Source organism: Sedimenticola hydrogenitrophicus (genome assembly GCF_025175675.1).
GTDB lineage: Bacteria > Pseudomonadota > Gammaproteobacteria > Chromatiales > Chromatiaceae > Sedimenticola > Sedimenticola hydrogenitrophicus.
On sequence record NZ_JANIOA010000011.1, the window covers coordinates 22767 to 48526 of the forward strand.

Below are 25760 nucleotides of genomic sequence, written 5' to 3' on the forward strand. Positions count from 1 at the left end.
CTGAAGCCTACTCCTCCTCCCGCTGCAGGATCAGCACCACCCGGCGGTTGCGCGCCCGCCCCTCGGGGCTACTGTTGTCCGCCAGCGGCCGGGTATCCGCATGGCCGACGGCGCGCATGCGTTCGGCGGCGATACCCTGGCTCAGCAGGAAGCGCAACACCCCGGTGGCACGCTGGGCGGACAGCTCCCAGTTGGAGGGGAAGCGGGGGGTGGCGATCGGGGTCGGATCGGTGTGCCCCTCGATCGACAGGGCATGGTCGCCGGCCGCCGCCAGCAGCGGTACCAGCTTTACCAGCACATCACGCCCTTCGCCGGTCAGCTCGGCCCGACCCGACCCGAACAGGATCCGCTCGCTGATCTGCAGATTGACCCGATTGGCCACCACGGTCACCTCGACCGATTCCTGCAGCCCCTGACCGCGCAAGGCGCCCTGGAACTCCTGGCGCAACCGTTGCGCCTCCCTCTCGGCCAGGGACTGACGACTCTCCGCGCTATCCCGCCGCAACGGTGCCGGCTCCGCCACCGGCCCGGACTCCCGCATTGGCTTTGGCTCCGATTCTGGCAGCGGCGCCGTCACCGGGGCAGAACTGGACAGCTCCCGGGCCAACGCCTCGTACTCCTCAACCGAGTAACTGGAGTAGGCGAGCAACACCACAAACAGGCAGAGCATCAGGGTCATCACATCCAGGTAGATGATCAGCCAGCCGTCATCGCTGTCGTCCGGCAGCGGCTCGTCCTCCCAGCGCGGTGGCGGCGGCAGGTGCGGACGCCGGCGCTCCATCAGCGCCCCCCTCTCCCCTCATCCGGCGTTGCGCCGTGGGTCTCAGCCTCGACCCGCAGTTCGATCTCCTCCAGGGAGGGGGAGTGGATCTCGTCCTCGTACTGGGCGACGAAGGAGTTGAGGGTCTCGCGGATAAAGCTGGGGTTGCGCTTCTGTCCCAGCATGCTGATCCCCTCCAGCACCATGTACATCAGCATCACCCGCTGCTCGGTGCGCCGCTCCAGCTTGATCGCCACCGGCTTGAGCAGCAGGTTGGCCAGGATGATGCCGTAGAGGGTGGTGGTCAGGGCGATACCCAGATTCAGCCCGACCACGCGAAAATCGGCGTTGTCCATCGCCTGCAGCATATTCACCAGACCGAGCAGGGTTCCGGCCATGCCAAAGGCGGGGGCAAAACCCGCCATCGAGCGGAATACCTGGGCCTCACCCCACTCCTGGCGACGCAACTTGAAGATACGCCACCTCAGCAGCGCGTCGATGTCGCTGGGTGGGGTGCGGTCGATCACCAGCTGGATGCCGGTGCGCAGGAACGAGTTGTGGATGCGGGTCAGCGCCTCTTCGATGGCAGAGAGCCTGCCGTGCCCGAGCAGGATCGAGACCCGCACAATCTCCTCGATTTCGCGATCCACCGGCAGCTCCTGGTGCCGCCAGATCAGACGGAAGCTGCGGTAGACCTGGCGCAGCTCCTTCATGGGATAGCTGATAAAGGTGGCGGCAATGGTGCCACCGATGACGATCAGCAGACCCGGCAGATTGAGGAACACCCCCGGCTCCTCGGCCGACAGCAGTACCGACAGCACGATCAGCAGCATGCCGGTGACGATACCCACCAGGGTGGAGATATTCAGATCCTTGTGTGGCGGCAGCAGCGCCATATACCCCCTCCTCAATAACCCCGGCATCGGGCCGACACCGCGGGCGGTTTCGGGCTACCAATCCGGGACGGCCATCTGCCCGGTGTGCCAGCATACCCATAATACAGCGACGGGATCACTATAGTGCCTCTTGTCGGCGGATACCACGGGCGACAAACATCGCGCAGTCGGGAATTATCTGTTTTACTTAAGGGAGTTCCGAATAAAACCATGAACCGCCTTATCAGGGCAGAAAACAAAAATTCGATTTTTGGCTTTCTACATTATTCACGGATTGTAGCCATCGAGAACGGCAGTGCCGCAGGCGGCTGCGGAACCGCTGAACAGACAGGGGGTTCCTCGGGTTAACCGTCCCGTAGCGGCGGTCACCCCGACCAGCCATGGGGCCACAGTACATACAGGCCAACGGAGGATGCGATAATGACATTACATGATGTATTACAGAACAAACCTGGCGGCGTGATCACTATTCCCGCCGACATGGACCTGCTGGAGGCGATCAACACCATGTGTGAACGCAAGGTGGGCGCATTGCTGGTGACGGCCGCGGACGGCTCGCTGCACGGCATCGCCACCGAACGCGACATCCTCCGCTACTGCTCCTCCAGCAAGGGCAACCTCCAGGGTGCGGTGGTCGAGGACGCCATGACCCGCCAGCTGATCGTGGCGAGCCCCGACACCAGCGTCGACGAGGCCATGACCCTGATGACCGAGCACCGCTTCAGACACCTGCCGGTACTTGAGAACGGCATCCCGACCGGCATGATCTCCATCGGCGACCTGGTCAAGGCCCAGTTGACCGACATCACGGTCGAGGCCACCTATCTGCGGGAGTACATCAGCTACTCCTGAGGCACCATCCCCCGCCGCGAGCGCGGCGCGTTCCCGCTCGCGGCAGCAGCCCACGCACCCTATTAAGCCTATGCGATATCTCAACGCCCGGATCGGCCTCGCCCTGCTCTGCCTGCTCGCGCCGTTCACCGTCAGCCCGGCCCAGGCGGCCGGACAGCAGCTCTTCAACGCCTACCTGGATGCCCTGCCGGTGTTCTGGGATCGCATCTATCCCGCCGGCGGCCGCACCCTCTATTGTGATGAAAAGTTCGGCGCCTATCACGGTCGTCGCTTCAATATCGAACACGTCTTCCCGATGGCCTGGGTGGTACGCAATGAGGGCTGCCGCAGCCGCAAGCTGTGCCGGGAGACGAGTCAACGCTTCAACCGGATCGAGGCGGACATGCACAACCTCTATCCGGTGCGGGCCGATATCAACAAGGCGCGCAGCAGCCTGCCGTTTGCCGAGATCGCCGGTGAAAAGCGCGAGTTCGGCCGTTGCGACTTTGAGTTCCATCCGCGCCAGCGGGTGGTGGAGCCGCGCCCGGCCAGCCGGGGCAACATCGCCCGCGCCCTGTTCCACATGCACGACACCTACGGGCTGACCCTCTACCGGCGCCAGGGCGAGCTGATGAAGCAGTGGAACCGGGAGGACCCACCGGACGCCGAGGAGCGGCGGCGCAACGAGCTGATTGGCAAATACCAGGGGACGCGCAACCGCTTCATCGACAATCTCCAGGCGGCCGAGGCGCTGAGTTTCAAATAGCGGGTCGCGACGATTCGTTTCACTCCACCATCCATGATACCTACCTCTCCGACCGCGATGGAGGGCGCATAAGTGCCCACCGATAGGTAGCCTGGATGGAGCCCGCTCCGGGAATTTGAAAAATGCGCCAGCCTACGTGGGCGGAATCCGGGTGCATGGTAGGTCGTGGCCTGCGTTCCCGGATTCCGCCGCGTGGGATATGTGGTTTTTTCTGTTGGGGCGGGAGCGCCTGCATCCAGGCTACGGGACTACGCTGCCGCTGCCGGACGTCAAACATCTGCCTTGAACTTCAATCCTCCGCCAGCCAGCCGGCCAGTTGCGTCAGCAGCGGCGCGGCATCCTGGTAATCGTGATTCAGCCGGTGGTAGCGCCCGCGCTGCTCCAGGATCAGCGACGGAAACCCCTCGGCGCCGATCGACCGGGCAAATTCGATCTCCTGGGTCAATTGCCGGTGGGTGGCCGGATCGTTCAGCTCCCGGGCGAAGCGCGCCTGGTCCAGCCCGAGCTCGTCCGCCAGGGCGATCAGGGTGGCGTCATCCGAGGGGTTCCTGGCGCGCAGGTAGTAGGCCTGCTGGATCGCCAGGATCATCGCCGGCTCGCATTCCGCCCCCTGCTGGCGCGCGGCGATCACCGCGCGGCAGGCCGGGTAGGTGGAGCGGCGCGGGCGGCAGCGGCTCCAGAAATCAAAATTGAACGACGTGCCCGGCACCCGCCGCTGGATGGTGTACCAGGTGGTCTGCAAGTACTCCTGTAGCGGCCGGGGCATCGGCTGGTCACTGTCCGGCGCCAGGCCGCCCAGCAACCTGACCAGCGGCACGTCGGCCGGCAGGGCGCCGACGATGCGGGCCAGCACCGGCCGGAAGGCCCAGCACCAGGAGCACATGGGGTCATGGACATAGTAGAGCCTGCTGCTCATCTGCTGCTCCTCCGCGCACACGCACGGCCAATGCTTCAGTCTGTGGACGACCGCCCGACCACGCCCAATCCGGTCACTCCCGGCGCAACACCTCGGCCCGGCGAATTTTTCCCAGCGGGATATACAGTGTCATCTTGCCGCCGTGCATTCGCTGCTCCAGCTCGAGTTGCTGGTCACGCAGCGCCATCATAATGCCCTGTTGGGGCTCGACCCGATCGGCACCGAAGATCCGCGCCTCGCGCCCGAGATAACGCGGCAGCTGCGCCAGCGGGGTGGCGATGTAGCGCGCCCGGGGCTTTTTCGGCGCCGCGGCGGATGGGGCCGCTCCCTCGCCCGGCACGACGGCGGTCTGCGGAGCGTTATCGCCGAACAGGGGGCTCAGAGCGGCATCGCCCTGCGCCAGGCGGAAGCTCAGATCGGTCACCGGCTGATCGTTGACACTGAGGTTGATCCCCAGCAGCCTGACCAGCTCCGCGGCCGTGTACTGCTGTAGCCGGGCGGGGTTGAAGCGGCTGTCGGGTACCGCGGTGATCAGCAGCTCACCGGGCCGGCTGATCAGCCGGTGCAGGGCCGCCTGCAGATCCGCGCCCGGGATGAAGCCCAGATTACTGGCGAAATAGTCCGCGCCGCGGGAAAACAGCCCGTCGACAAAGGCCGCCGGTTGCAGACCCGCCTGTCCGGCGCAGTAGTCGACCGCGCGGCGCATGTAGTCCGGGTCCATGTGATAGTGCAGCGAAAAGCGGCGCAGCGTCGGCGGCGACTCCACCCCGGGGCCGAGCAGGTTGCCGGGCAGGTTGCCGAGCACCATCTCCAGACTCAGCCCCGCCAGGCCATCCAGGGTGAACTCCAATCCCAGGGTGAGTTCTCCGGCGCGCCGGTCATGGTCGTAGCGCAGCTGGGCGTCGGCCAGCCGCTGGCGGAAACCCAGGCGCTCGATTTCAGTCTGGCCCAGCAGGCCGCCGAGGCTGCAGAGATCAGGGGTGGTAGCCGCCCCGGGGCTCCAGCCCTGCAGGTAATCGCTCCCCAGCGGTATCCCCATGCGGCTGATGGCGAGCCGCAGCCGTGGCGGCGGCCGTTGCGGATCGAAGCCGCCGAGCAGGTCCAGCAGGAAGCCCGGCCCGTCACCCCGCAGGTCGACCCGCTCGATCCGGATCCCCGCCGGCGCCCCGGCCGGCGTCAGGGTGACACCGTTTACCGCCACACCGCCCCTGAGGCTCGACGCGATGCCGTCGTAGGTGAGCCTGGCGACTGGCGCCACCTGGGAGGCCAGCCGGTCCAGTTCACTCTTAACCTGGTAATAGAGCACCCCCTTGACGGCCGCGTAGGCCAACAGGCCGATACCTACGGGGATCAATATCAGCGTTTTCAATCTCACCCGGCAGCTCCTGTTATTACCATTTCGGCCCGCTTGGGGCTCGCGCAAGAATAATCCCGTAGTACCGAGTGCGTCGCCGGGCCATTGCCAAAAAGCGTAACACCGCCGGCGGGGTCCAGGGGCGACCGAATAGAGGAACTTATTTTTGCGCGAGTCCTCAGGGCCGGTCCTCCGGCCGCCGGGCGAGAAACGCCTTGCCGTGAGCCATCAGCTCGACAAAGCCCTGCTCGTCGCCGTCCAGCACCCGCCCCGCCACCTGGGTGACGGCGTTGAGCAGGGTCACCAGGGCGCGCGGACTGTGGGCGTTGAGGGACTGAATCTCGAAATAGAGGTAGGGATTCTCCTCCGCCACCCGGCTGGCCACGTCCATCTGGGCGTCGAAGGTGCTGCTGGAGAGGGTCGCCAGCGCCTCCGCCTGCTCGCCGCTCTGGGACAGGGCGTTGAAAAAGGCGATATTGACGGCATGGGAGAGACCCAGCACATAGGCCATGGCCCGATCGTGGCCATCCAGGGACATGCTCACCTGCTCCACCATGGTGGAGGCGAACAGTGCCTGCACCGTGGCGGTGGCGGCGGCATCACCCAGATCCACGAACACCACATTGCGCCCGGAGAGCAGCTCGGTATCGGGACCGAACATGGGGTGGATGGAGGTGACATGACAACCGGCGGCACGCAGTTTCTGCAAGGCGTCGGCCAGCGGCCCCTTGAGGGAGCTGATATCGAATATGACCCCGCCCGGCCGGCGCTCGGCCAGTTGCTCCAGCAGCAGAGCCGTCTGCTGGATCGGCGCGGCGATGACGATCAGGTCGTGGCTGAGATCGCTCTCCTCCAGGGTGAGGTGACGGCGATGGCCGGAGCGGGCCGGCAGCGGATCGCAGATCTCCACCGCGTAGCCCTGGGCATCGAGGAAGCGGACAAACCACTGCCCCATCTGACCGGCGCCGCCGATCACCAGCGCCCGCTGGCCGCTGCCGAAACCGTGGGAGGCGACCTTGTCCAGCTCCTGGGCCGCCAGCGAGGCACGGATCAGCAGCCGGAACAGCTCCTCACCGATCTCCTCATCCAGCCCGACCCGCCGGGCGGTGCGCCGCGCCAGGTCCAGCACATCCTTCTCCCGGGCATAGTCCCGGGTACCGCGCCCGGCGGAGGACTTGACCCGGCCGATCTCGGCCACGATCTCCTGGCGCCGCGCCACCATCTCCAGCAGTTCTACATCGAGCCGGGAGAGTCGCTCCCGCAGCACCTGCAGATCTTTCATCTTGCCCTCACCTGTCTGGGCCGACCGGAGGCCGAACCGCTGAGGCCGTTATCACAACCGGCGCAAATTTGTCACGAATCTCTCGCAATGGGCTCACCCAAAGGTTATTCGCGTCCGCTCAAGCCGGCCTGGCCAGGGTGATCACCTCGCCACCGGCGAAGTACTCCCGGGCGCCCAGGCGGCCCAAGGGGTTCAGGCGCTCGGCATGGATCTTGAGACGGCCCTTGGGGTCCCACTCCGCCACCCCGTCGTCGATATAGAGATGGGTCAGGCGACCGAATATCAGCGCCTGGGGCACCGGACCCAGCTCCATCACCTCGTACAGTTCGCAGGCCATGGCCAGGCGGCTGCCGGCCAGTCGGGGCAGCCGGGAGCCGGGGAAGTCGGCCAGCTCCAGCCCCAGATGGGTGATCTCCGACTCCCCGGCCGGCAGGGTTGCCGAACTGGCGTTCAGCTGATTGATCTGGTCGACCCCGGCGATATGCACCACAAAGGCGCGCCGCGCCTCGATATTGACCCGGGTGTCCTTGGGCGTGCCGTCCGGTTTCTTGCCCAGGGAGATCATGATCAGTGGCGGATCACTGCAGACGGCATTGAAGTAGGAGAAGGGGGCCAGGTTGTAGTCGCCCGCGTCGTTCTCGGACAACACCCAGGCGATGGGCCGGGGGATGATCGCCTGGGTCATGGCGAAATAGGTGTCGGCGCTACTCAGGTGATCAAGATCGATATTCATGCATTACAGTCCAGGCTGATCAGGGGAACATACATCTCGTGGGACGAGAGGCCGCCATGTACGCCGATATGGCTCAACGGCCGCTCTCCGGGCAGTTCGCTGGTGATTATATAGTTCTCTTTCATTAGCAGGGCATAGTGACCGATGCGGTCGTGCAGCCGCGGATGCGCGGCGCCCAGGCCGAAGCGCCCCGCGTTCAACAGCTGCGCGCTGCGGCACAGGGTCGCCGCCTCGCCCAGCCGGTCGGTGACATAACGCTCAAACTGCCCGGTCCGGTCCGGATGCACATAACAGAACGCCAGCCGGGGTTCGCCGCACAGCGGCATCATCAGGGTCTCGGCCAGTTCCGGGTGGGCCGACAGCCGCAGGGTCCGCTCCGGGGTGGTATCGACAAATCCGTGATCCGCCGTCACCAGCAGTTGGGTGTCGGTCCCGCGCAGACGCTCCACCAGTCCGGCAAAGGCCTGATCCAGTGCAGCCAGGTGTACCGCCACCTCCGCGCTCCCCACCCCATGCTGATGGGAGAGGCTGTCGAATTCCGGCCAGTAGGCGTAGATGAAATTGCGCCCCTTGCCCGCATCCACCGCACCGGCGATGCCCTGGATCATCCCCGGCAGCCCTCCCCGGTAGGGTCGCAGCCGGCCCGCTCCGGTGAATGCCCGGTTGAAGGTGGTGCCGGCGATCCAGTCCGGTATCACCAGATGGCTCTGCGCCGCCAGCCGGTCATAGATCGGCGGCACCCCGCTCAGCCGGCGCGGATTCAACTCCCGGTCATCGATCGGCATGCGCCCCAACCGCGTGGTGTAGGGGAGTACGGTGAGGATGGCGCCCACTTCGACGAAATAGGTGAACCAGCCGGTCAGTCCGTGCTGCTGCGGCGGCAGGCCGGTGAGGAAGGTGGGTATCGCGGTGGCCGTGGTGGACGGACAGACCGAGGTCAGGGAGTCCACACAGTGGTGGAACAGTACGCTGTGCGGGGCCTGCTCCTTGAGATGCAGATAGCCCAGTCCGTCCACCACCAGCAGCACCAGGTTGCGTACCCGGCCCAGCCGTTCGCGGTCCAGCCGGGCGAGCGGCTGATAACCGGTCTCCCAGCCCCCCATCGCCAGGGCGATGGAGGACATGAGATTGGCAATGCTGCCGCCATGATAGTCGGGAAAGATCATGAATCAGGCGGCGATCTCCACCAGCTCCAGCTCGAAGGTGAGGGCCTTGCCGGCCAGCGGATGGTTACCGTCCAGGGTGACGCTGCTCTCCGCCAGCTCGGTCACCACCAGGCGAAAAACCTGGCCTTCCGGTCCCTGGGCCTGCAGCTGCACGCCGACGGCCAACTCGATTTCAGCCGGGATCTGCGCCCGATCCACCTGCTGCACAAGTTCCGGCTGATGCTCGCCATAGGCCTGATCGGCGGGGATATGCACGGTGCGGGATTCACCTTCTTTCATCTCCGCGAGCGCCTGTTCGAAGCCGGGGATCACCTGCCCCTCCCCCAGGGTGAACTCCAGCGGCTCGCGGCCGGCGGATGAGTCAAACTGGGTGCCATCATCGAGGATGCCGGTGTAATGGACTTTGACCGTCTGGCCAGGTTGTGGTGTGGACATGGTTGGTCTCCTGGTATCTGCGTCGATTGAACTGACGGGCAGGGCACGGGCACCCGGACCGCCCTGAGGGATTGCCACCACACACTGGTGCTAACAAACCTAGGGAGTCTGTCGGACTCCTTATTCCCTGAGAATAGGGGAACATAGCCATTTTATCATGGCATGATTTCAGCCCCGTTGCCCAGCCCAAGCCGATATGCCGTGCCGTCCCCAGGGTGAGGTGCGGGTTTGTGCCTTGGGGCTCGCGCAAAAATAAGTTCCGGTATTCGGTCGCCACTGGACCCAGCCGCCGGCGTTACGCTTTTTGGCAAGGGAACAGGTATGTCCATGGATGGACTTATGCGCGGAGGCCATGGATGGCCGGAAGCGGTCATTGCCTGCAAAGCGTGCCTTGCCGGCATGGCGCCCAGAGTAATCCGGTGACGCCCTCGGTACTACGAATTTATTCTTGCGCGGGCCCTTAGCCGGCGCGGGCCGGCCGGAAGATCACCACCGCGCCAGGCAGCTCGCCGTTGGCGATCGGATAGGCCGAGTACTCTACCGCGAACGGGGCGCCTTCCGCATGCCAGAACACCCCGGCCAGCAGGTGTGCCCGCTGACCCTGACGGTAGGCGCCGTACACGGGCGACTCCTCCTCGGGGAAGGCGGTCTCGTCGGCCCGGGTGTGCTGTACCAGGTCGTGAAACTTGCTGCCGGTCAGCTCATCGCGGCTGTAGCCGAGCAGCTCCAGGGCGGCCGGATTGGCAAAGGTGCAACGCCCGGTGCCGTTGAGGCCGCAGATGCCGTCGCCGGCGGACTCCAGCAGCAGCGCCAGCTGGTGGTGCAGATGGCTCAGCTCCCGGGCCGTCTCCTGCTGGGCGGTCACATCGAGTCCGATACCACCCACCATCTCCGTCTCACCGGAGAGGCCGGTAATGGGAAAGCGGACCATCTGCCACTGGCTCGGACGATCGCCCCAGGGATGGATTTCGGTACTCTCCACCACCTCGCCCGCCTCCAGCACCTTGCGCTCCTCCTGCAACCGCGTCGCCAGATCCCGCTCCGGCCAGATATCCGCGGCGCTACGCCCAAGCACCGCCGCCTCGCTCAGGTGATTGGTTCTTTCCCAGGCCGGATTGACGAACAGATATTGCCCGGAGGCCGACTTCATGTAGGCAATACCCGGCAGATGCTGCATGAAGGCGGTAAACCGCTGGTTCATCTCGCGGATCGCTCCGGTCTGCACCCTTACCTGACTGCGCAACAGCATCACGCCAACGGCCAGCAGCAGCATCAACAGCATCAGGAACAACAGCACCCAGATCAGCCATTCCGGGATCTCCAGCGTCGCCGTATCGCCGAACCAGCGTTCCTGCAACTGGTAGAAAGGGGATTCCCGATCGCCCTTCAGGCGGGTCAGGTGATAATCCAGCCGCTGGATGCGCTTGGCATTGGGGATCTGGCCATTGAACGGGGAGAGGGCGACCCGGATTTCGGCCGGATTGAAAATCACCGACGACTTGATCAGCGGGTACTGGCGGAAGCCGGCCAGATCGAAGGAGCGCGGCACCAGCCCGGCATCCACCGGCCCCTGGTCGACCCAGGCGAGCACCGACTCGTAGTCACTCACCTCGAGGAACCGCACATTGATGTCGAAACGGGCCGCCAGCTCCTTGAGATCGGCGAAGTGGGGATCGCTGGAGAGCGCCACTACGGTCTTGTTCGCCAGGTCCAACGGCGACTTGATCACATCCTTGCCCGCCATTACGATCTGCCCCCAGTTCACGTAGAGGCTCTCGCGGTTGTAGTCGAGGCGGCGCTGCTTGGCCTCGTTGGAGGAGATCGGCGTCAGCATGGCGATATCACCCAGCGCCAGGCGATGGTTGCACTCATCCCAGTCGCAGGGAACGTACTCCAGCTCCCAGCCCTCGGCCGCGGCGATCAGGTCCAGGAGATCGATGACAAAACCCCGCGCCACCCCCTGACTGTCGATCAGCGAGAGGGGGGGATTGACGTGGATACCGACCCGGATGGTTTCCGCTGCCGCCGGACCAGCGACGATAAGCAACAACAGTAATGGCAACAACCGTCTGAAAAGCATGGTGATTTTATTTTGTTGGGCCAGCCAGATCATAGTCGAAAGTGTATCCCTTTCCCGGGAAAAAATGGATCGTTTTCTTGTACTGCGCCAATAGCGTGGCTCTATGACGGTACTTTTTCCAGCAACAACAACGACTAACCGGGTCCCGCCCGCGGCGTTTCCCCTTCACCCCCAGGGCACCCTATAATAGGCCGTTCTGTCCCTAGCACTCGAGTTGATCCATGAACCGCCCCGAAGATCGTACCGCAGAACTCCTCGCCCTGTTGCAGCAGCGCATCCTGCTCCTGGATGGTGCCATGGGCACCATGATTCAGCGTCACAGTCTGGTGGAAGCGGACTACCGGGGTGAACGCTTCGCCGACTGGCCCAGCGATCTGAAAGGCAACAATGACCTGCTCTCCATCACCCAGCCGAAACTGATCGGCGACATCCACCAGGCGTATCTGGAGGCCGGGGCGGATATCCTGGAGACCAACACCTTCGGCGCCAACCGCATCTCCATGGCGGACTACCGGATGGAGTCGCTGAGCCACGAGATGAACCTCGCCTCGGCACGCCTGGCCCGCCAGGTGGCGGACGCGGCCAGCACCCCGCAGCGGCCGCGCTTTGTCGCCGGCGTGTTGGGCCCGACCAACCGCACCTGCTCGCTGTCGCCCGACGTGAACGACCCCGGTTTCCGCAATATCACCTTCGACGACCTGGTCACCGCCTACGCCGAGGCGACCCGGGGACTGATCGAGGGCGGCAGCGACCTCATCCTGATCGAGACCATATTCGATACCCTGAACGCCAAGGCGGCCATCTTCGCCGTGGAGCAGGTGTACGAGGAGGAGGGCCTGCGCCTGCCGGTGATGATCTCCGGCACCATCACCGACGCCTCGGGCCGCACCCTGTCGGGCCAGACCACCGAGGCGTTCTACAACGCCCTGCGCCACGCCCGGCCGATCTCCATCGGCCTCAACTGCGCCTTGGGGCCGGACCAGTTGCGCCAGTACGTGGAGGAGCTGTCACGCATCTCCGAGACCCACGTCTCGGCCCACCCCAACGCCGGCCTGCCCAACGAGTTCGGCCAGTATGACCTGGATCCGGCGGCCATGGCGAAACAGATCGGCGAGTGGGCGGCCAGCGGCTTCCTCAATATCGTCGGCGGTTGCTGCGGCACCACCCCGGCGCATATCCGCGCCATCGCCGAGGCCATCGCCGGCCTGCCGCCACGGGGACTGCCGACGATCGCGCGCGCCTGCCGCCTCTCCGGCCTGGAGCCCCAGACCATCGACCGCGACAGCCTGTTCGTCAATGTGGGCGAGCGTGCCAACGTCACCGGCTCGATCAAGTTCAAGCGCCTGATCATGGAGGAGCAGTACGACACGGCGCTGGAGATCTGCCGCCAGCAGGTGGAGAACGGTGCCCAGATAATCGACATCAACATGGACGAGGCGATGCTCGACTCCAAGGCGGCGATGGTCCGCTTCCTCAACCTGATCGCCACCGAACCCGACATCGCCAAGGTCCCGGTAATGGTGGACTCCTCCAAGTGGGAGGTGCTGGAGGCGGGCCTCAAGTGCATCCAGGGCAAGGGGGTGGTCAACTCCATCTCCATGAAGGAGGGCGAAGCCAACTTCCTCCGCCAGGCGACCCTGATCCGCCGCTACGGCGCGGCCGCCGTGGTGATGGCCTTCGACGAGGAGGGACAGGCCGACACCCTGGAGCGCAAGGTGGCGATTTGCAGCCGCGCCTACAAGCTACTCACCGAGCAGGTGGGCTTTCCGCCGGAGGATATCATTTTCGACCCCAACGTGTTCGCCGTCGCCACCGGGATCGACGAGCACAACAACTACGGCGTCGACTTCATCGAGGCGACCCGGCGGATCACCGCCACCCTGCCCCACGCCCTGGTCTCCGGCGGCATCTCCAATGTCTCGTTCTCGTTCCGCGGCAACAACCCGGTGCGCGAGGCGATCCATGCGGTGTTCCTCTATCACGCCATCCAGGCCGGCCTCACCATGGGCATCGTCAACGCCGGCCAGCTGGCGATCTACGACGACCTGCCGGCGGAACTGCGCGAGCGGGTGGAGGACGTGATCCTCAACCGCCGCGCCGACGGCACCGAGCGACTGCTGGAGATCGCCGAGAAATACCGCGGTGACGGCGCCGCGATGGAACAGAAGGAGGACCTGGCGTGGCGCGCCTGGCCGGTGGGGCAGCGGCTGGAACACGCCCTGGTAAAGGGCATCACCGAATATATCGAGGCGGACACCGAGGCCGCGCGCCAGGGGGTGAAGCGCTCCCTGGAAGTGATCGAGGGGCCGCTGATGGACGGCATGAACCGGGTCGGCGACCTGTTCGGCGCCGGCAAGATGTTCCTGCCCCAGGTGGTGAAATCGGCGCGGGTGATGAAGCGGGCGGTGGCCTATCTGGAGCCCTTCATCCAGGAGGAGAAGAGCGTCGGCAGCAGCCAGCCCAACGGCAAGATCCTGCTGGCCACGGTTAAGGGCGACGTGCACGACATCGGCAAGAACATCGTCGGCGTGGTGCTGCAGTGCAACAGCTACGAGGTAATCGACCTGGGGGTGATGGTGCCGGCCGAGACCATCCTGCAGAAGGCGGCCGAGCACAAGGTGGATATCATCGGCCTGTCCGGCCTGATCACCCCCTCGCTGGAGGAGATGGTGCACATCGCCCGAGAGATGGAGCGACTGGGGATGCGCATCCCGCTGCTGATCGGCGGCGCCACCACCTCACTGATCCACACCGCGGTGAAGATCCACCCCGGCTACAGCGGCCCGGCGGTCTATGTGCCGGACGCCTCCCGCGCTGTGGGCGTGGCCAGCAGTCTGCTCTCCGCCGATCGCCGCGATGAGTACATCAGCCGGATCAAGGCCGAGTACGCCGATGCCCAGGCACGCCGCGCCAGCCAGCAGGAGAACCGCAACCTGATCCCGCTGACCGAGGCCCGGGCCAACCCGGCACCCATCGACTGGGACAGCTACCGGCCACCGCTACCACGGCGGCCGGGCGTCCACCTGCTGGAGGATGTCGATCTGGCGGAGTTGGTGCCGCTGATCGACTGGACCTTCTTCTTTCATGCCTGGGAGCTGCGCGGCAGCTATCCAAAGATCCTGCAGGATGCGGAGAAGGGCGAGGAGGCGCGCAAGCTGTTTGCCGACGCCCAGACGATGCTGGCACAGCTCATCGAACAGAAGTGGCTGCGCGCCAACGCCGTGATCGGCATCCTGCCGGCCAGCAGCAGTGGCGATGATGTGACGGTGTATCGCGATGAGGCGAGGACGGATATCGCCACCCGCTTCCATTTCCTGCGCAAGCAGGGCAAGCAGCCGAGCGGCCGTTATAACGACTGCCTGGCCGATTTCATCGCCCCGGAAGGGAGCGGCGTGAAGGATTATATCGGCGGCTTCGCCTGCACGGCCGGCATCGGCATCGATGAGAAGGTGGCGGAATTCGAGGCCCAACATGACGACTACAGCGCCATCATGCTCAAGGCGCTGGCCGACCGCCTGGCCGAGGCCCTGGCGGAGCAGCTGCACCTGCAGGTACGCCGCGAGTTCTGGGGCTACGCCGCCGACGAGGCGCTGGATACCCGCGCCCTGCTCAAGGAGCAGTACCAGGGCATCCGCCCGGCCATCGGCTACCCGGCCACACCGGACCACACCGAGAAGCGCATCCTCTGGGAACTGCTGGAGGTGGAGGCCCAGACCGGCATCTGGCTGACCGATGCCATGGCCATGGTGCCGACTGCCGCTGTCAGCGGCCTCTACTTCAGCCACCCCGAGGCGCGCTACTTTGCCGTGGGCAAGCTGGCCCGCGACCAGGTGGCCGACTATGCCGAGCGCAAGCAGATGCGCCTGGCGGAGGCGGAGCGCTGGCTGGCGCCCAACCTGGGCTATGATCCCGAAGCGTCCGCGGGTTAGGGCTGCACTTTAGCCACAAAGGCCGATGAACACGCGTGCGGATGGGTGGAGGCGCGGCGCCATTGGTGACGGTTATTCACCACGATCGGGCGCGCCGTAACCCATCTTCGGATGCGGATACAGGTGTTCAACGTCCCCGTCGGGGCAACTCGCCGTGGTTGCCCGATTCTCCCAGTTGCACCTACCAGGGCAGGCACGGGGGCCTGCCCCTACGAACGGCTTCGCCCGCCCTGTAAGCCAGCCAATTATCATGCAAAACGGAACGCCGCAGGCCGCGCCGGCGGAGAATTCTGTGCCACTATTACAGTAACAAACCAGAGGTTGACGCGCCCTGGCAAGGACAATAGATTCAACACTCATAAGAAAGAGCGTCAAGACACCTGAGGAGGAGTCATGCTGAAAGTCGGTGATCAAGCGCCGGATTTTGCCCTGCCCAATGCGGACCTGGAAAAATCCGAGCTCGGAGACTATCTGGGCAAGCGCAATCTGGTGCTCTATTTCTATCCCAAGGACAATACCCCGGGCTGTACCATCGAGGCCCTGGAGTTCTCCGACCTGATGGAGGAGTTCCAGGCCGCGGAGACGGAGATTCTTGGCGTCAGCATGGATAACTGCATCAGCCATGGCGATTTCCGCGACCAGAACGGCCTCACCATCGGACTGCTGGCCGATATCGACGGCACCCTGTGCCAGGACTATTACGTGTGGAAGGAGAAGGAGGCGCACGGCGAAAAACGCATGGGCATCCAGCGCTCCACCTTCATCATCGACAAGCGGGGCATCATCCGCCACGCCCTCTATGACGTGAAGCCGAAAGGCCACGCCCAGGCGGTACTGGAACTGGTCAAGACCCTCTGACCCCGGCCCGGAGAGACCCCCAGGGCACTCGAAAAGACCCGCCAGGCTTTACGGATATTCACCGCCTGGGTTAATGTGCCTGCACCGGCAGCCGTTTAGCGACATGATGTGAAACTGCGCACCCAGATACTGCTGTTCTTCTTCGCCTTCGCCTTCACCCCGCTGCTGATCGCAGTGGCGATCAATCTGCCGTTGGTGCTGGAGCGCATGGACCTGTTCTACCAGAAGGCGCACCTGCAGAACCTGCGCGCCGACTTCCGCGACCTGGACCAGCATCTGGCCAGCCGCCACGAGATGGTGCGGCTGTTGGCCAAGTTGCCGGAACCGGGCAGCCTGCTGGGCAACGCGGAAGCGGAGAGCGACGACTCGATCGACCTGGCGCGCACCCGTTATATCCAGTGGATCAACCAGATCCTGCACGAACAACTGGACATCGTACAGATCGTGTTCCTCGACGCCCGCGGCGACGAGCGTTTCTGGCTCGACCGCGACCCCGAGAACCAATCCTGGCAACCCACGGTGCGGCGACCCGGGCAAGCTCCGGAGGCCCTGATCGGCGCGGCGCTGCAGGCGGAACCGGGGCGGGTGCTGGTAAGTGCGCTCAGCCTTAATCCGGATGCCGGAGCACGGGACCCGCGCCGCTTCATGACCCTGCGTCTGATCACCCCGATCCACAGCCAGGAGAGCGGTGCACCCCTCGGCGCGGTGATGCTCAACATCGATGTGGGGGGCATCGCCCGCGTCTACCGCGAGACCCTGTGGGTCAATAGTGACGGCGGATTCCTGGAGATACCGGCCCCCGACACCCCGACCGGCAACGCCTTCGCGCGCTACCCCGGGCTGAAGATGCTGTTCACCCAGGAGAAACCGGCGCTTTGGAAAGGCCGCGATGAGCAGATCATGTGGGTACCCATGTTCCGCACCGAGCAGTCCCGCTCGCTGTGGGTCGGCCGGCGTGTGGACCCCTCGCCCATAGCCCAGTTCCGCAACGCCCTGACCCTGCGGGTGCTGAGCATCATCTTTCTGCTGATGCTGGCCACCTGGCTTGCCTCGCACTGGCTGGCGAGACGCGCGGAACGCCTGAGCCGTGAGCTGATCGACGGTGTCCAGCAGATCCTGGAGAACGAGGCCCCCGTCACCTTCGACTGGAAGGGCCCCCAGGAGCTGAAGCGCCTGGGCCAGAATCTCTCACGCCTGGCCGAGGAGCATGGCCGCACCTCGCGCAATCTGCGCGCCCACGCCCGCGAACTGGAGGCATCCAACCGTTACAAGTCACAATTCCTGGCCAATATCAGCCATGAGCTGAAGACGCCGCTCAACTCCATCCTGCTGCTGTCGAAGCTGCTGGCCGGATCAAAACAGGGACTCAGCGATGACCAGCTCAAACAGGCACGGGTCATCCATGAAGCGGGGCGTGATCTGCAGGCCCTGATCGACAACATTCTCGACCTGTCACTTATCGAGGCGCGCCGCACGCCGTTGCATCCGCAGGACGTCACCCTGGAGCCCCTGTTGCACAGCCTGCTGGAACTGGTCCAGCCCCAGTTCGACGCCAAGGGACTGACGCTGCGACTGGTGCTGGACCCGACGGCACCGGCGCGAATCATCACCGACCCGGGCAAGTTGCGCCAGATTCTAAAAAACTTCCTCTCCAATGCAGTCAAATTCACCGAACAGGGTGATGTGGAGATTCAGGTGTCTGGCACCGAACCATCCGATCCGTCTGGCCATGCCCTGCAGATCAGTGTCACCGACAGCGGCATCGGCATTCCCCCGGAGAAGCATGACGAGATCTTCGAAGCCTTCAAACAGGCCGATGGCGCCACCAACCGCCGCTATGGAGGTACCGGGCTGGGACTCACCATCAGCCGGCAGCTGGCCCGGCTGCTGGGCGGAGACATCCGTCTGCACAGCAGCCCGGGACAGGGCAGCCGCTTCACCCTGTTGCTGCCCGCTGAACTGGACACGCAACAGGCCCTGCCGGAGAAGACCGACCGACCACCCATACCGGAAGCTACCCCGGTGGTGGAAACCGACAGCACGCCCCCCTGGCTGGGCCGACACTCACTGCTGGTGGTGGACGCCAACCTGCACAACCTGCTGCAACTGACCCCGCTGCTGGAGCGGGCCGGCCTCAAGGTCACGGCGGCTGAGAACAACCAGGAAGCCATGGAGTTGATGGCCGACGAGCCCTTTGCCCTGGTGTTGATTGACATCATTCCACCCGGGGAGGGCGGCTGTGATACGATCAAACGTATAAAGCAGACCCAACCGCTGCCGGTGATCGCCCTCGTCGACGGAGCGGCAGCAGAAGAGGCCTGCCTGGCAGCCGGCGCCAATGCCCTGATCCGCCGCCCCCTTGACGCGGGAGCGCTGTATCGGCTGCTGGCGCAGTATCTTCCAGCACAAGCAGTGGATGCCCAATAATGCAAAATTGGCATGAGAGACAATTTTCACGGCCGCAGGCCGCCCGTCAGGGTGCGGCACAGGAATGTGCCTGCCGCATGACAAAACGGCAGGAGAGCCGTTTTGCACAGCGAAGCTGCCCGACGGGTGCGGCACAGGGATGTGCCGGCCGCATGAAAAATTGGCAGGAGAGCCAATTTTCACGGCCGCAGGCCGCCCGTCAGGGTGCGGCACAGGGATGTGCCGCATGAATCGCTATAGCGGATTTACCCTGCTGGCCGTGGATGACCACGAGCATAACCTGTTTACCCTGCACACCCTGTTGCAGCAGCACATGGACGTGACCATCCTGGAGGCCACTTCCGGACAACAGGCACTGGATATCGCCCTCGGCGGCAGTCACATCGACCTGATCATTCTCGACGTGCAGATGCCGGAGATGGACGGCTTCCAGACCGCCTCGATGCTGAAGATCCGCAAGAAGACCCGCGACACTCCGATCATCTTTCTGACTGCCGCCTTCAAGACCCGGGAGTTCCAGCAGAAGGGTTACGAAGTGGGCGCGGTGGACTACCTGCTGAAGCCGATCGACGACAACCAGCTGATCAACAAGATAAGCACCTATTTCCGCTTGATCGAGAAGGAGCGCCAGCTCAACCGGGAGCTCGAACGACAGGTGGCGGAGCGCACCGCCGAACTGGCCCAGGCCAAGCAGCACCTGGAAAACATCATCCAGTACATGGGCGAGGCGCTGCTGGTGCTGAGTCCGGACGGCAAGATCCGCGAGGTCAATCCGGCCCTGCGGCGCATGCTGGGCTACAGCGACGCCGAACTGCTGGGCATGGGCATCGGTGATATCTTTGAAGAGGAGGGCGACGAGCAGGCCGGCGCCTTCATGGGCACCTGGCTGGAGGCGCTGATCCGGGTGGGTGCCCTGAGCCAGATCGAGGCCCGTTTCATCAGCCGCGACGGACGACGCATACCGATTCTGATCTCGCGCACCGCAGTAAGGGATGGGGACGGGGAGATTTCCGATATTCTATGTATCGCCAAGGACATGAGCGGCTACGTCCGACAGGATGCGACGGCGGAACCGGCACTTCCCTCCAAAGCCGGTCTGCCTTCCTGAGTTGTAACAGGAGATCAACATGAGCGAGCAAGTGAACGAGCAAGGCCATCCACCATCGGAACAGGAAGACACCACGTTAACGGCCAACGCCCTCAAGGCGATGGCCCACCCGTTGCGCTGGAAGATACTCTGCTCCCTGGGCGACGACGAGCTGTCGGTGGGGGAGATCGTGGAGCGCACCGGCACCTCCCAGAGCAATATCTCGCAACACCTGGAGCAGCTACGCAACAAGCATATCGTGGTCTCCAGAAAAGAGGCCAACCGCATCTATTACCGGATTCGCAACGGCCAGTTGCTGACCCTGATCGGCACCATGCGCAGCGTGCTCTGTCCGGCCAATCTGGACGAGCGCTATTCCGGGGACGAGGAGTGACAGACCAGGAGCCTGTCGGATTTAACGCTGTTTGGCTGCAAATCCGTTCCTGCGGATTAGTCGCTTCAAACGGATAAACCCGACAGGCTCCTAGGCAATCTCCCGCCTGTTCCGGTATTCTTGCGCGGATGACACCCGAGCAATATTACCGGCAGCAGTTGCAACAGGACCTTGTGGTGGCGGACCCGGATCAGGCCGCCGTGGTCGCGGAACTCCAGACGCTCTACCAGCGGCTGATCCGGCCGGCGCCGCCGGCGGCGGAAGCGGATCTCTTCAGCCGCCTGCTGAAACACAGGCAGCGTCAGGAAATCACCCCCGAAAAGGGCATCTACCTGTGGGGGGGTGTCGGCCGGGGCAAGACCTGGCTGGTGGATATCTTCTTCAACCAGCTCCCGTTCGATGCCAAGCTGCGCATCCATTTCCATCACTTCATGCGCGACACCCATGAATCGCTGAACCGTCTCAAGGGGGTGAGGAATCCACTGGAGCAGGTCGCCGAGGGGCTGGCCGCGCGGACCCGCATCCTCTGCCTGGACGAATTCATCGTCACCGATATCGGCGATGCCATGATCCTGGCGCAGCTGCTGAAATACCTGTTCAGACGCGGTGTCACCTTGGTGACCACCTCCAACACCGCACCGGACAACCTGTACCGCAACGGCCTGCAGCGGGCCAGTTTCGTCCCCGCCATCGAGATGATCAAACAGCATACCCGGGTGATCCATCTGGATAGCGCCACCGATTACCGGCTGCGCTATCTGGAACAGGCCACGGTCTACCACACCCCCCTGGCGGCGGCCGTCAGTGAACGCCTCGATGAGGAGTTCGATCAGCTGGCGCCGGAACCGGGACGGCGCGGCGGCAGCATCACCCTGTATGGGCGGGAGATCGCGGTCGAACGGTTGGCCGACGATCTGGTCTGGTTCGACTTTTTTGCCATCTGCGGCCCGCCGCGCAGTCAGGCCGACTACCTCGAACTGGCGCGCTGTTATCATACCGTGATCATATCGGATATCCCGCTACTGACCGGCGAACTGGATGATGCCGCCCGGCGCTTTGTCTTCCTGGTGGACGAGTTTTACGACCGCGGGGTGAAACTGATCATCAGCGCGGCGACGGGCCCGCTGGAGCTGTATCAGGGGGAGCGGCTGCAGGCCGAGTTTGAGCGCGCCGTGAGCCGGCTGCAAGAGATGCAGTCGATCGAATACCTGTCCCGGGAGCACAAGGCATGAACAATGAAATCATCGACCTGCAGAGCCGCGTCGCCTTCCAGGAAGACGCCATTAATCAGCTCAATCTGACCGTCAGCCAGCTGCAGAACCAGCTCGATACCCTGCAGCTGGCGATCCGGGAGCTGCACCAGCAGATGCGCAACCTGTCACCCGCCGAGGATGGCGACAGCAACGAGATCCCGCCACATTATTAATGTTTGTCCCGTCGGCAAGAAAGAATCAATCGCATCTTGACATACGAATGATAATGATTATCATTGATCTCCAAGTCACAAGGAGACGATCAGATGCGCTGTGTCATAGATGCCTGGCTGGAACGTAGCGATCCCTGCCTGCGCCTGCTGGATGCCGAGACAGGTCAGGAGATTTTGCGCTGTGGCGCCGGCTGGATCATCCCCCTGCTGGAGAGTGGCGAACTGAGCCTGGAGGATATCCAGGACGAGGGACTCAGCTATGCCGAGCGTCTGGGATTCACCGCGGGAGAACCGGCACCGTGTGCGATCTGAGCAAAAAACGCTTTGACCCCCCCCGGACACCCGCATCCAGACGGCTGCGGCTCTGGGAGGTTGACCGGCGTTTTCACTGCGCCATCCTCGGCACCTGCCTAACCCTCCAGGAACTGCATAAGGTGATCCGCCAGGCCGGCCTCATCCTGGAGCCGAAGCACAGCGACTATGACGCCCATAACGCCCTGGTCGCCAGTGCCGGCCAGGAGTGCCATGCCGCCCGGCTGCTGACCCGCCTGCTGGACAGAAAATACCGCACCCCCATCAGCCAACTGGCCAAGGGTGACGATAAGGCGCTGCGCAGCTATTGGGCACAGGCCCTGCAGACGGGTGATATCGCCGGTCCCTTCTGGGGCCTGGTGACACTCCCGCACACCAGTCCAGAGCTGATACAACGGGTCTATGGCGACGTGCATATGCTGTCGCACCTGGCCGGGGCCTCCAATCGTGCGGACCTGAGGCGCCTCGCCACACTGGAAGCCAGCGCGGCCGAATTGAGGGAGTCGGCGCAGCACACGGCCCGGCAACAGCGGCACCAGCTGGCGCAAAAAGACACGGTGATCGCGGAGCTGGAGGCACAACTGCTGCGCCGGCTTGCCCGGGACAAGCAGGCGTCAGCACCCGGCGAGGCCGAGCTGAGCGAGCAGCTCTCCGCAAGCCGACGCGAGTTGACTCAGTCACTGCGGCAGCTGGAACGGACCCGACGCCGGCTCACCAGTCTGAGCCGGCGCAACGACCATCTGCAGCAGCAGCTGGAGTCTGCACGGGCGGCACTCGACGAGGCCGAAGCGGAACAGCAGGCCACCGAACTGGCACTCCATCAGCTGTTGATCACCGATCCGGCATCCGCCGCACCGGCAACCGACCTCTGTGGGCGACAGATCGTCTACGTGGGCGGCCGGACCTCGCTGTCCCCCCACTTCCGCACCCTGGTGGAAAAATGCCATGGCCGCTTCGAGCACCATGACGGTGGCGTGGAGGAGAGCCGGGCCAACCTGCACTGCCTGCTGAGCAAGGCGGACATGGTGTTCTGCCCGATCGACTGCATCAGCCATGACGCCTGCCTGAAGGTCAAGCGCTTCTGCAAACAGAACGCCAAGGCGTTCATACCGCTGCGCAGCTCCGGCCTATCGGCCTTTGCCAAGGAGCTATCGCAACTGAACCGGACCGATACTTAAGTCCAATTTGACCGCCAATCACCATGCTATTGAATACCACCCAAACACCCGCCCGGCCCCGCCGCCGCTGGGCCCTGAGCGGAGTCTCGGCGGGACTGCTCGGGGCAACCGCCCTGGCGGCCCTGTTGCTGGCCAGCCTGAGCGGCTTCACCCCCTGAGTGGGTCAGCAGGGGGTAGTGCAACCGGGCGACCGGACGAGACCGACCTTAAACAATAACACCCCGGCGACCCTGTCCGACCCCGGATGGGGTTGCCGTGTGACATACAGATCCTTAACAACCTATCAGTAGATACAAGGGGACAACGTGAAAAATCGATATCTTGGCGTGGCGATGCTGTCGCTACTGGGCATTCACAACGTGCAGGCCGACACCCTGGCCGACGCATTCAAAAACGGCACCGTCAGCGGTGACCTCAATCTCTTCTATAAAGGGATCGACAACCAAAGCGCCGCCGACAGCGCCTACGGCACCGGCTTTCTCGGCCTGAAATACGAGACGGCGCCGCTGAACGGCCTGCAGTTGGGGCTCGCCTTGCGCCATGGCAGCGAGGTTTACGAGAAGAATCCGGGCGATTCGGACGAGGGCGTCGGCACCCTGGTGACCGAGGCGTATATCAGCTACCAGGGTGACGGGTTCGGTGCCGTGCTGGGGCGCCAGGAGATCGATCTGGAGTGGGTAGCCGATTTTCATGAGGCCTTCACCCTGACCAGCGATGCCCTGCCCGACACCGAACTCACCGCCGGTTACAGCCGCAGCCTGGCGGTGGCGGACGAGGACGACCTGCAGGACAGCTTCACCGACATCGGCGACGACGGCGCCTGGTTCCTGGATGCCAAGATCGCACCGGCCGAGGGGCTGCTGCTCAATCCCTACTATATCCATGAGGACGAGGTATTCGACGGCCTGGGCCTGAAAGCCGATTTCGAACACGGCTCCGGACTGGGCCTGACCGCCCACTACGCCACCTCGGATGTGGATGTGGCGGGTGAGGCGGACGGGGCCATCCTGCACCTGGAGCTGCGCGGCGCCCTGGGTGAACTGGCGCTGGCGGCCGGTTATATCCAAACCGACAAGCAGGGCGGTGTGGGCCATCTGGATGACCTGGGTGAAAATATCAATCCCTTCGAGGAGGGAAACCAGGTTTATCAGGCCGATGCCCAAACCTGGTACCTGGGCGCCGAGTACAGCCTCGGCCGCGCCACCCTGGGACTGCTGGTCGGCAACAGCGACTATGCCGGCAATTCCGAGGAGCGCGAGATCAATCTGACCCTGGACTATGACCTGGGGGAGATCGCCGAGAACCTCAGCGTGGGCCTGGTCTATGCCGACATCGACTCCGACGCCGGCAGCGACGACTATGAGAAGCTGACCCTGATGTTGAGCTACGCGTTCTGATCCACGCACCGGGGCAGGCGTAGGAGCCTGCCCCTACGCCGATTGGTGTTTAAGCCAAATCGGCTACTGCGTAATAAAAAACCCCGACCGGTCTCCCGGTCGGGGTTTTTTGATGCGCCCGTTGAAACGGCCGGTGAATCAGTCGCTGCCCCAGCTTTGCCCCTTCACCCTGGGGCTGTGATAGGCCCGGCTCAGTTCATGCACCGCCTCCACCAGCACCCCGGCATGCTCCGGATTCACATCCGGATGGATACCGTGGCCGAGATTGAACACGTGCCCGGGGCCGTGACCGTAGCTGGCCAGCACCCGGCCCACCTCTTCGCGGATGCGCTCGGGCGCGGCATAGAGGATGCTCGGATCGACGTTGCCCTGCAGCGCCACCCGGTCCTTGACCAGGATACGGGCATCCGCCAGGTCGGTGGTCCAGTCCACCCCCAGGGCATCACAACCGGTGCGGGACATGGCATCCAGCCACTGGCCGCCGCCCTTGGTGAACAGGATCACCGGCACCTGGCGACCCTCATTCTCGCGAACCAGGCCCTTGACGATCCGCTCCATGTAGGCGAGCGAGAAGAGCTGGTAATCACGCGGACTGAGTACCCCGCCCCAGGTATCGAACACCATCACCGCCTGGGCACCGGCGGCGATCTGCGCATTCAGATAACCGATCACCGACTCCGCCACCTTGCCCAGCAGGCTGTGCATCAGGTCGGGCCGGTCGAACATCATCTCCTTCACCTTGGCGAAATTCTTGGTACTACTCCCCTCCACCATGTAGGTGGCCAGGGTCCAGGGACTGCCGGAGAAGCCGATCAACGGCACCCGCCCATCCAGTTCGCGGCGGATGGTGCGTACCGCGTCCATGACATAGCCCAGATCATCCTCCGGATCGGGCACACCGAGGGCGGCGACGGCCGCCTCGTCCTGCACCGGGTATTTGAACTTCGGCCCCTCGCCCTCGGTGAAATAGAGCCCCAGGCCCATGGCGTCGGGAATGGTGAGGATATCGGAAAACAGGATGGCGGCATCCAGGGGAAAACGCTCCAGCGGCTGTAGGGTCACCTCGCAGGCCAGTTCCGGGTTCATGCAGAGATCCATGAAGCTGCCCGCCCGGGTCCGGGTGGCCCGGTATTCCGGCAAATAACGACCCGCCTGGCGCATCATCCAGACCGGGGTCATGTCTACGGGTTCACGGAGCAGGGCACGGAGAAATCGATCGTTTTTCAAGCTGGACACAGCGGGTTTCCTTTGTTGACACCAAGAGGCAACCGGCCCGTAATGCCGGTAAGAGGGCGAGTTTACACCGAAACCGCCAACGACACACGGCGCCAGTGGCAATCCATCAGGTCGACGTCATCTAACGCCGAGCGGGGCGAGTATCTGCCTACTTGCTTGCCGGGACGCCGCAAACCCATCCCTTGGGGCTTGCCGCGGCCATCCATGGCCGCGGACACCCGGCAATCAAGCAGTCAGATCCACTCTCACAAGCAGTTGCATGTTTAGATGACGTGGCCCTGGGCAATCCACCGCGCC

Annotated in this window: 23 protein-coding genes; 13 read left to right on the top strand and 10 right to left on the bottom strand. The window is 64.0% G+C overall.

Annotated elements, in window-relative coordinates; all coding sequences use genetic code 11:
* Nucleotides 1-7 precede the first annotated feature (7 nt).
* Together NPX02_RS07895 and NPX02_RS07900 are read right to left on the bottom strand one after the other, a co-directional pair.
* Complete coding sequence (locus tag NPX02_RS07895) at nt 8-781, bottom strand: OmpA/MotB family protein (RefSeq protein ID WP_260292958.1); 774 nt, start codon at nt 779-781, stop codon at nt 8-10.
* On the bottom strand, nt 781-1629 hold the full coding sequence (locus NPX02_RS07900; protein WP_418067325.1) for a motility protein A: 849 nt from the start codon (nt 1627-1629) through the stop codon (nt 781-783). Before NPX02_RS07900 ends, NPX02_RS07895 begins: the two co-directional genes overlap by 1 nt.
* 447 nt (nt 1630-2076) lie before the next feature.
* Between NPX02_RS07900 and NPX02_RS07905 the strand changes: the two genes are divergently transcribed.
* Together NPX02_RS07905 and NPX02_RS07910 are read left to right on the top strand one after the other, a co-directional pair.
* A complete protein-coding gene (locus NPX02_RS07905) occupies nt 2077-2508 on the top strand; it encodes a CBS domain-containing protein (RefSeq protein ID WP_260292960.1) in 432 nt (143 codons plus the stop codon).
* 70 nt (nt 2509-2578) lie between these two features.
* Nucleotides 2579-3253 carry an endonuclease I family protein gene (locus NPX02_RS07910; protein ID WP_260292963.1) on the top strand — a complete coding sequence of 225 codons (675 nt, stop codon included), beginning with the start codon at nt 2579-2581 and terminating at the stop codon, nt 3251-3253.
* Nucleotides 3254-3542: 289 nt separating this feature from the next.
* Here the strand turns inward: NPX02_RS07910 and NPX02_RS07915 are convergent, their stop codons facing one another.
* The 7 genes from NPX02_RS07915 to NPX02_RS07945 form a co-directional block, all read right to left on the bottom strand.
* Nucleotides 3543-4169, bottom strand: a complete 627-nt coding sequence (locus tag NPX02_RS07915) for a DsbA family protein (RefSeq protein ID WP_260292964.1) — start codon at nt 4167-4169, stop codon at nt 3543-3545.
* A gap of 73 nt (nt 4170-4242) precedes the next feature.
* Nucleotides 4243-5544, bottom strand: coding sequence for a hypothetical protein (locus NPX02_RS07920; protein ID WP_260292965.1), 1302 nt, complete (start codon nt 5542-5544; stop codon nt 4243-4245).
* A 157-nt stretch (nt 5545-5701) separates the two neighbouring features.
* Nucleotides 5702-6805 carry a bifunctional chorismate mutase/prephenate dehydrogenase gene (locus tag NPX02_RS07925; RefSeq protein ID WP_260292966.1) on the bottom strand — a complete coding sequence of 368 codons (1104 nt, stop codon included), beginning with the start codon at nt 6803-6805 and terminating at the stop codon, nt 5702-5704.
* Between the two features lie 118 nt (nt 6806-6923).
* Entirely contained in the window at nt 6924-7538 is a 615-nt protein-coding gene (locus NPX02_RS07930) for a flavin reductase family protein (protein ID WP_260292967.1), read from the bottom strand.
* Nucleotides 7535-8704, bottom strand: coding sequence for an alkaline phosphatase family protein (locus NPX02_RS07935; RefSeq protein ID WP_260292968.1), 1170 nt, complete (start codon nt 8702-8704; stop codon nt 7535-7537). The genes NPX02_RS07930 and NPX02_RS07935 overlap by 4 nt, the downstream gene beginning before the upstream one ends.
* Before the next feature lie 3 nt (nt 8705-8707).
* Entirely contained in the window at nt 8708-9139 is a 432-nt protein-coding gene (locus NPX02_RS07940) for an FKBP-type peptidyl-prolyl cis-trans isomerase (RefSeq protein WP_260292969.1), read from the bottom strand.
* A 460-nt stretch (nt 9140-9599) separates the two neighbouring features.
* Nucleotides 9600-11219: a PAS domain-containing protein gene (locus NPX02_RS07945; protein ID WP_260292970.1), complete on the bottom strand. Its 1620-nt coding sequence runs from the start codon at nt 11217-11219 to the stop codon at nt 9600-9602.
* 221 nt (nt 11220-11440) lie between these two features.
* Between NPX02_RS07945 and metH the strand changes: the two genes are divergently transcribed.
* The 11 genes from metH to NPX02_RS08000 all read left to right on the top strand — a co-directional run bounded on the left by metH (nt 11441) and on the right by NPX02_RS08000 (nt 24227).
* Nucleotides 11441-15148 (top strand): methionine synthase, encoded by a 3708-nt coding sequence (gene metH / locus NPX02_RS07950; protein WP_260292971.1) that lies wholly within the window; start codon nt 11441-11443, stop codon nt 15146-15148.
* A gap of 393 nt (nt 15149-15541) precedes the next feature.
* Complete coding sequence (locus NPX02_RS07955; RefSeq protein WP_260292972.1) at nt 15542-16006, top strand: peroxiredoxin; 465 nt, start codon at nt 15542-15544, stop codon at nt 16004-16006.
* A 108-nt stretch (nt 16007-16114) separates the two neighbouring features.
* Nucleotides 16115-18433, top strand: a complete 2319-nt coding sequence (locus tag NPX02_RS07960) for an ATP-binding response regulator (protein ID WP_260292973.1) — start codon at nt 16115-16117, stop codon at nt 18431-18433.
* Nucleotides 18434-18659: 226 nt separating this feature from the next.
* A complete protein-coding gene (locus NPX02_RS07965) occupies nt 18660-19541 on the top strand; it encodes a response regulator (protein WP_260292975.1) in 882 nt (293 codons plus the stop codon).
* A gap of 19 nt (nt 19542-19560) precedes the next feature.
* Complete coding sequence (locus NPX02_RS07970; protein ID WP_260292976.1) at nt 19561-19914, top strand: ArsR/SmtB family transcription factor; 354 nt, start codon at nt 19561-19563, stop codon at nt 19912-19914.
* 128 nt (nt 19915-20042) lie between these two features.
* Nucleotides 20043-21146, top strand: coding sequence for a cell division protein ZapE (gene zapE / locus NPX02_RS07975; RefSeq protein ID WP_260292977.1), 1104 nt, complete (start codon nt 20043-20045; stop codon nt 21144-21146).
* Nucleotides 21143-21340 (top strand): SlyX family protein, encoded by a 198-nt coding sequence (locus tag NPX02_RS07980; RefSeq protein WP_260292978.1) that lies wholly within the window; start codon nt 21143-21145, stop codon nt 21338-21340. Before zapE ends, NPX02_RS07980 begins: the two co-directional genes overlap by 4 nt.
* A 93-nt stretch (nt 21341-21433) precedes the next feature.
* Nucleotides 21434-21652, top strand: coding sequence for a hypothetical protein (locus NPX02_RS07985; protein WP_260292979.1), 219 nt, complete (start codon nt 21434-21436; stop codon nt 21650-21652).
* Nucleotides 21640-22830, top strand: a complete 1191-nt coding sequence (locus NPX02_RS07990; RefSeq protein ID WP_260292980.1) for a DUF2325 domain-containing protein — start codon at nt 21640-21642, stop codon at nt 22828-22830. Before NPX02_RS07985 ends, NPX02_RS07990 begins: the two co-directional genes overlap by 13 nt.
* A gap of 29 nt (nt 22831-22859) precedes the next feature.
* Nucleotides 22860-22988 carry a hypothetical protein gene (locus tag NPX02_RS07995; protein ID WP_260292981.1) on the top strand — a complete coding sequence of 43 codons (129 nt, stop codon included), beginning with the start codon at nt 22860-22862 and terminating at the stop codon, nt 22986-22988.
* Nucleotides 22989-23135: 147 nt separating this feature from the next.
* Nucleotides 23136-24227, top strand: coding sequence for an Opr family porin (locus NPX02_RS08000; RefSeq protein ID WP_260292983.1), 1092 nt, complete (start codon nt 23136-23138; stop codon nt 24225-24227).
* 138 nt (nt 24228-24365) lie between these two features.
* Here NPX02_RS08000 and hemE read toward each other — a convergent pair whose 3' ends face one another.
* Nucleotides 24366-25463 (bottom strand): uroporphyrinogen decarboxylase, encoded by a 1098-nt coding sequence (gene hemE / locus NPX02_RS08005; RefSeq protein ID WP_260292984.1) that lies wholly within the window; start codon nt 25461-25463, stop codon nt 24366-24368.
* Between the last annotated feature and the right edge of the window lie 297 nt (nt 25464-25760).

What these genes read in the sequence shown, in the direction of transcription:
- NPX02_RS07895 (WP_260292958.1), bottom strand. Translation starts at nt 781, where the DNA reads ATGGAGCGCCGGCGTCCGCACCTGCCGCCGCCACCGCGCTGGGAGGAC.
- NPX02_RS07905 (WP_260292960.1), top strand. Translation starts at nt 2,077, where the DNA reads ATGACATTACATGATGTATTACAGAACAAACCTGGCGGCGTGATCACT.
- NPX02_RS07910 (WP_260292963.1), top strand. Translation starts at nt 2,579, where the DNA reads ATGCGATATCTCAACGCCCGGATCGGCCTCGCCCTGCTCTGCCTGCTC.
- NPX02_RS07915 (WP_260292964.1), bottom strand. Translation starts at nt 4,169, where the DNA reads ATGAGCAGCAGGCTCTACTATGTCCATGACCCCATGTGCTCCTGGTGC.
- NPX02_RS07925 (WP_260292966.1), bottom strand. Translation starts at nt 6,805, where the DNA reads ATGAAAGATCTGCAGGTGCTGCGGGAGCGACTCTCCCGGCTCGATGTA.
- NPX02_RS07930 (WP_260292967.1), bottom strand. Translation starts at nt 7,538, where the DNA reads ATGAATATCGATCTTGATCACCTGAGTAGCGCCGACACCTATTTCGCC.
- NPX02_RS07935 (WP_260292968.1), bottom strand. Translation starts at nt 8,704, where the DNA reads ATGATCTTTCCCGACTATCATGGCGGCAGCATTGCCAATCTCATGTCC.
- NPX02_RS07940 (WP_260292969.1), bottom strand. Translation starts at nt 9,139, where the DNA reads ATGTCCACACCACAACCTGGCCAGACGGTCAAAGTCCATTACACCGGC.
- NPX02_RS07945 (WP_260292970.1), bottom strand. Translation starts at nt 11,219, where the DNA reads ATGCTTTTCAGACGGTTGTTGCCATTACTGTTGTTGCTTATCGTCGCT.
- metH (WP_260292971.1), top strand. Translation starts at nt 11,441, where the DNA reads ATGAACCGCCCCGAAGATCGTACCGCAGAACTCCTCGCCCTGTTGCAG.
- NPX02_RS07955 (WP_260292972.1), top strand. Translation starts at nt 15,542, where the DNA reads ATGCTGAAAGTCGGTGATCAAGCGCCGGATTTTGCCCTGCCCAATGCG.
- NPX02_RS07965 (WP_260292975.1), top strand. Translation starts at nt 18,660, where the DNA reads ATGAATCGCTATAGCGGATTTACCCTGCTGGCCGTGGATGACCACGAG.
- NPX02_RS07970 (WP_260292976.1), top strand. Translation starts at nt 19,561, where the DNA reads ATGAGCGAGCAAGTGAACGAGCAAGGCCATCCACCATCGGAACAGGAA.
- zapE (WP_260292977.1), top strand. Translation starts at nt 20,043, where the DNA reads ATGACACCCGAGCAATATTACCGGCAGCAGTTGCAACAGGACCTTGTG.
- NPX02_RS07980 (WP_260292978.1), top strand. Translation starts at nt 21,143, where the DNA reads ATGAACAATGAAATCATCGACCTGCAGAGCCGCGTCGCCTTCCAGGAA.
- NPX02_RS07985 (WP_260292979.1), top strand. Translation starts at nt 21,434, where the DNA reads ATGCGCTGTGTCATAGATGCCTGGCTGGAACGTAGCGATCCCTGCCTG.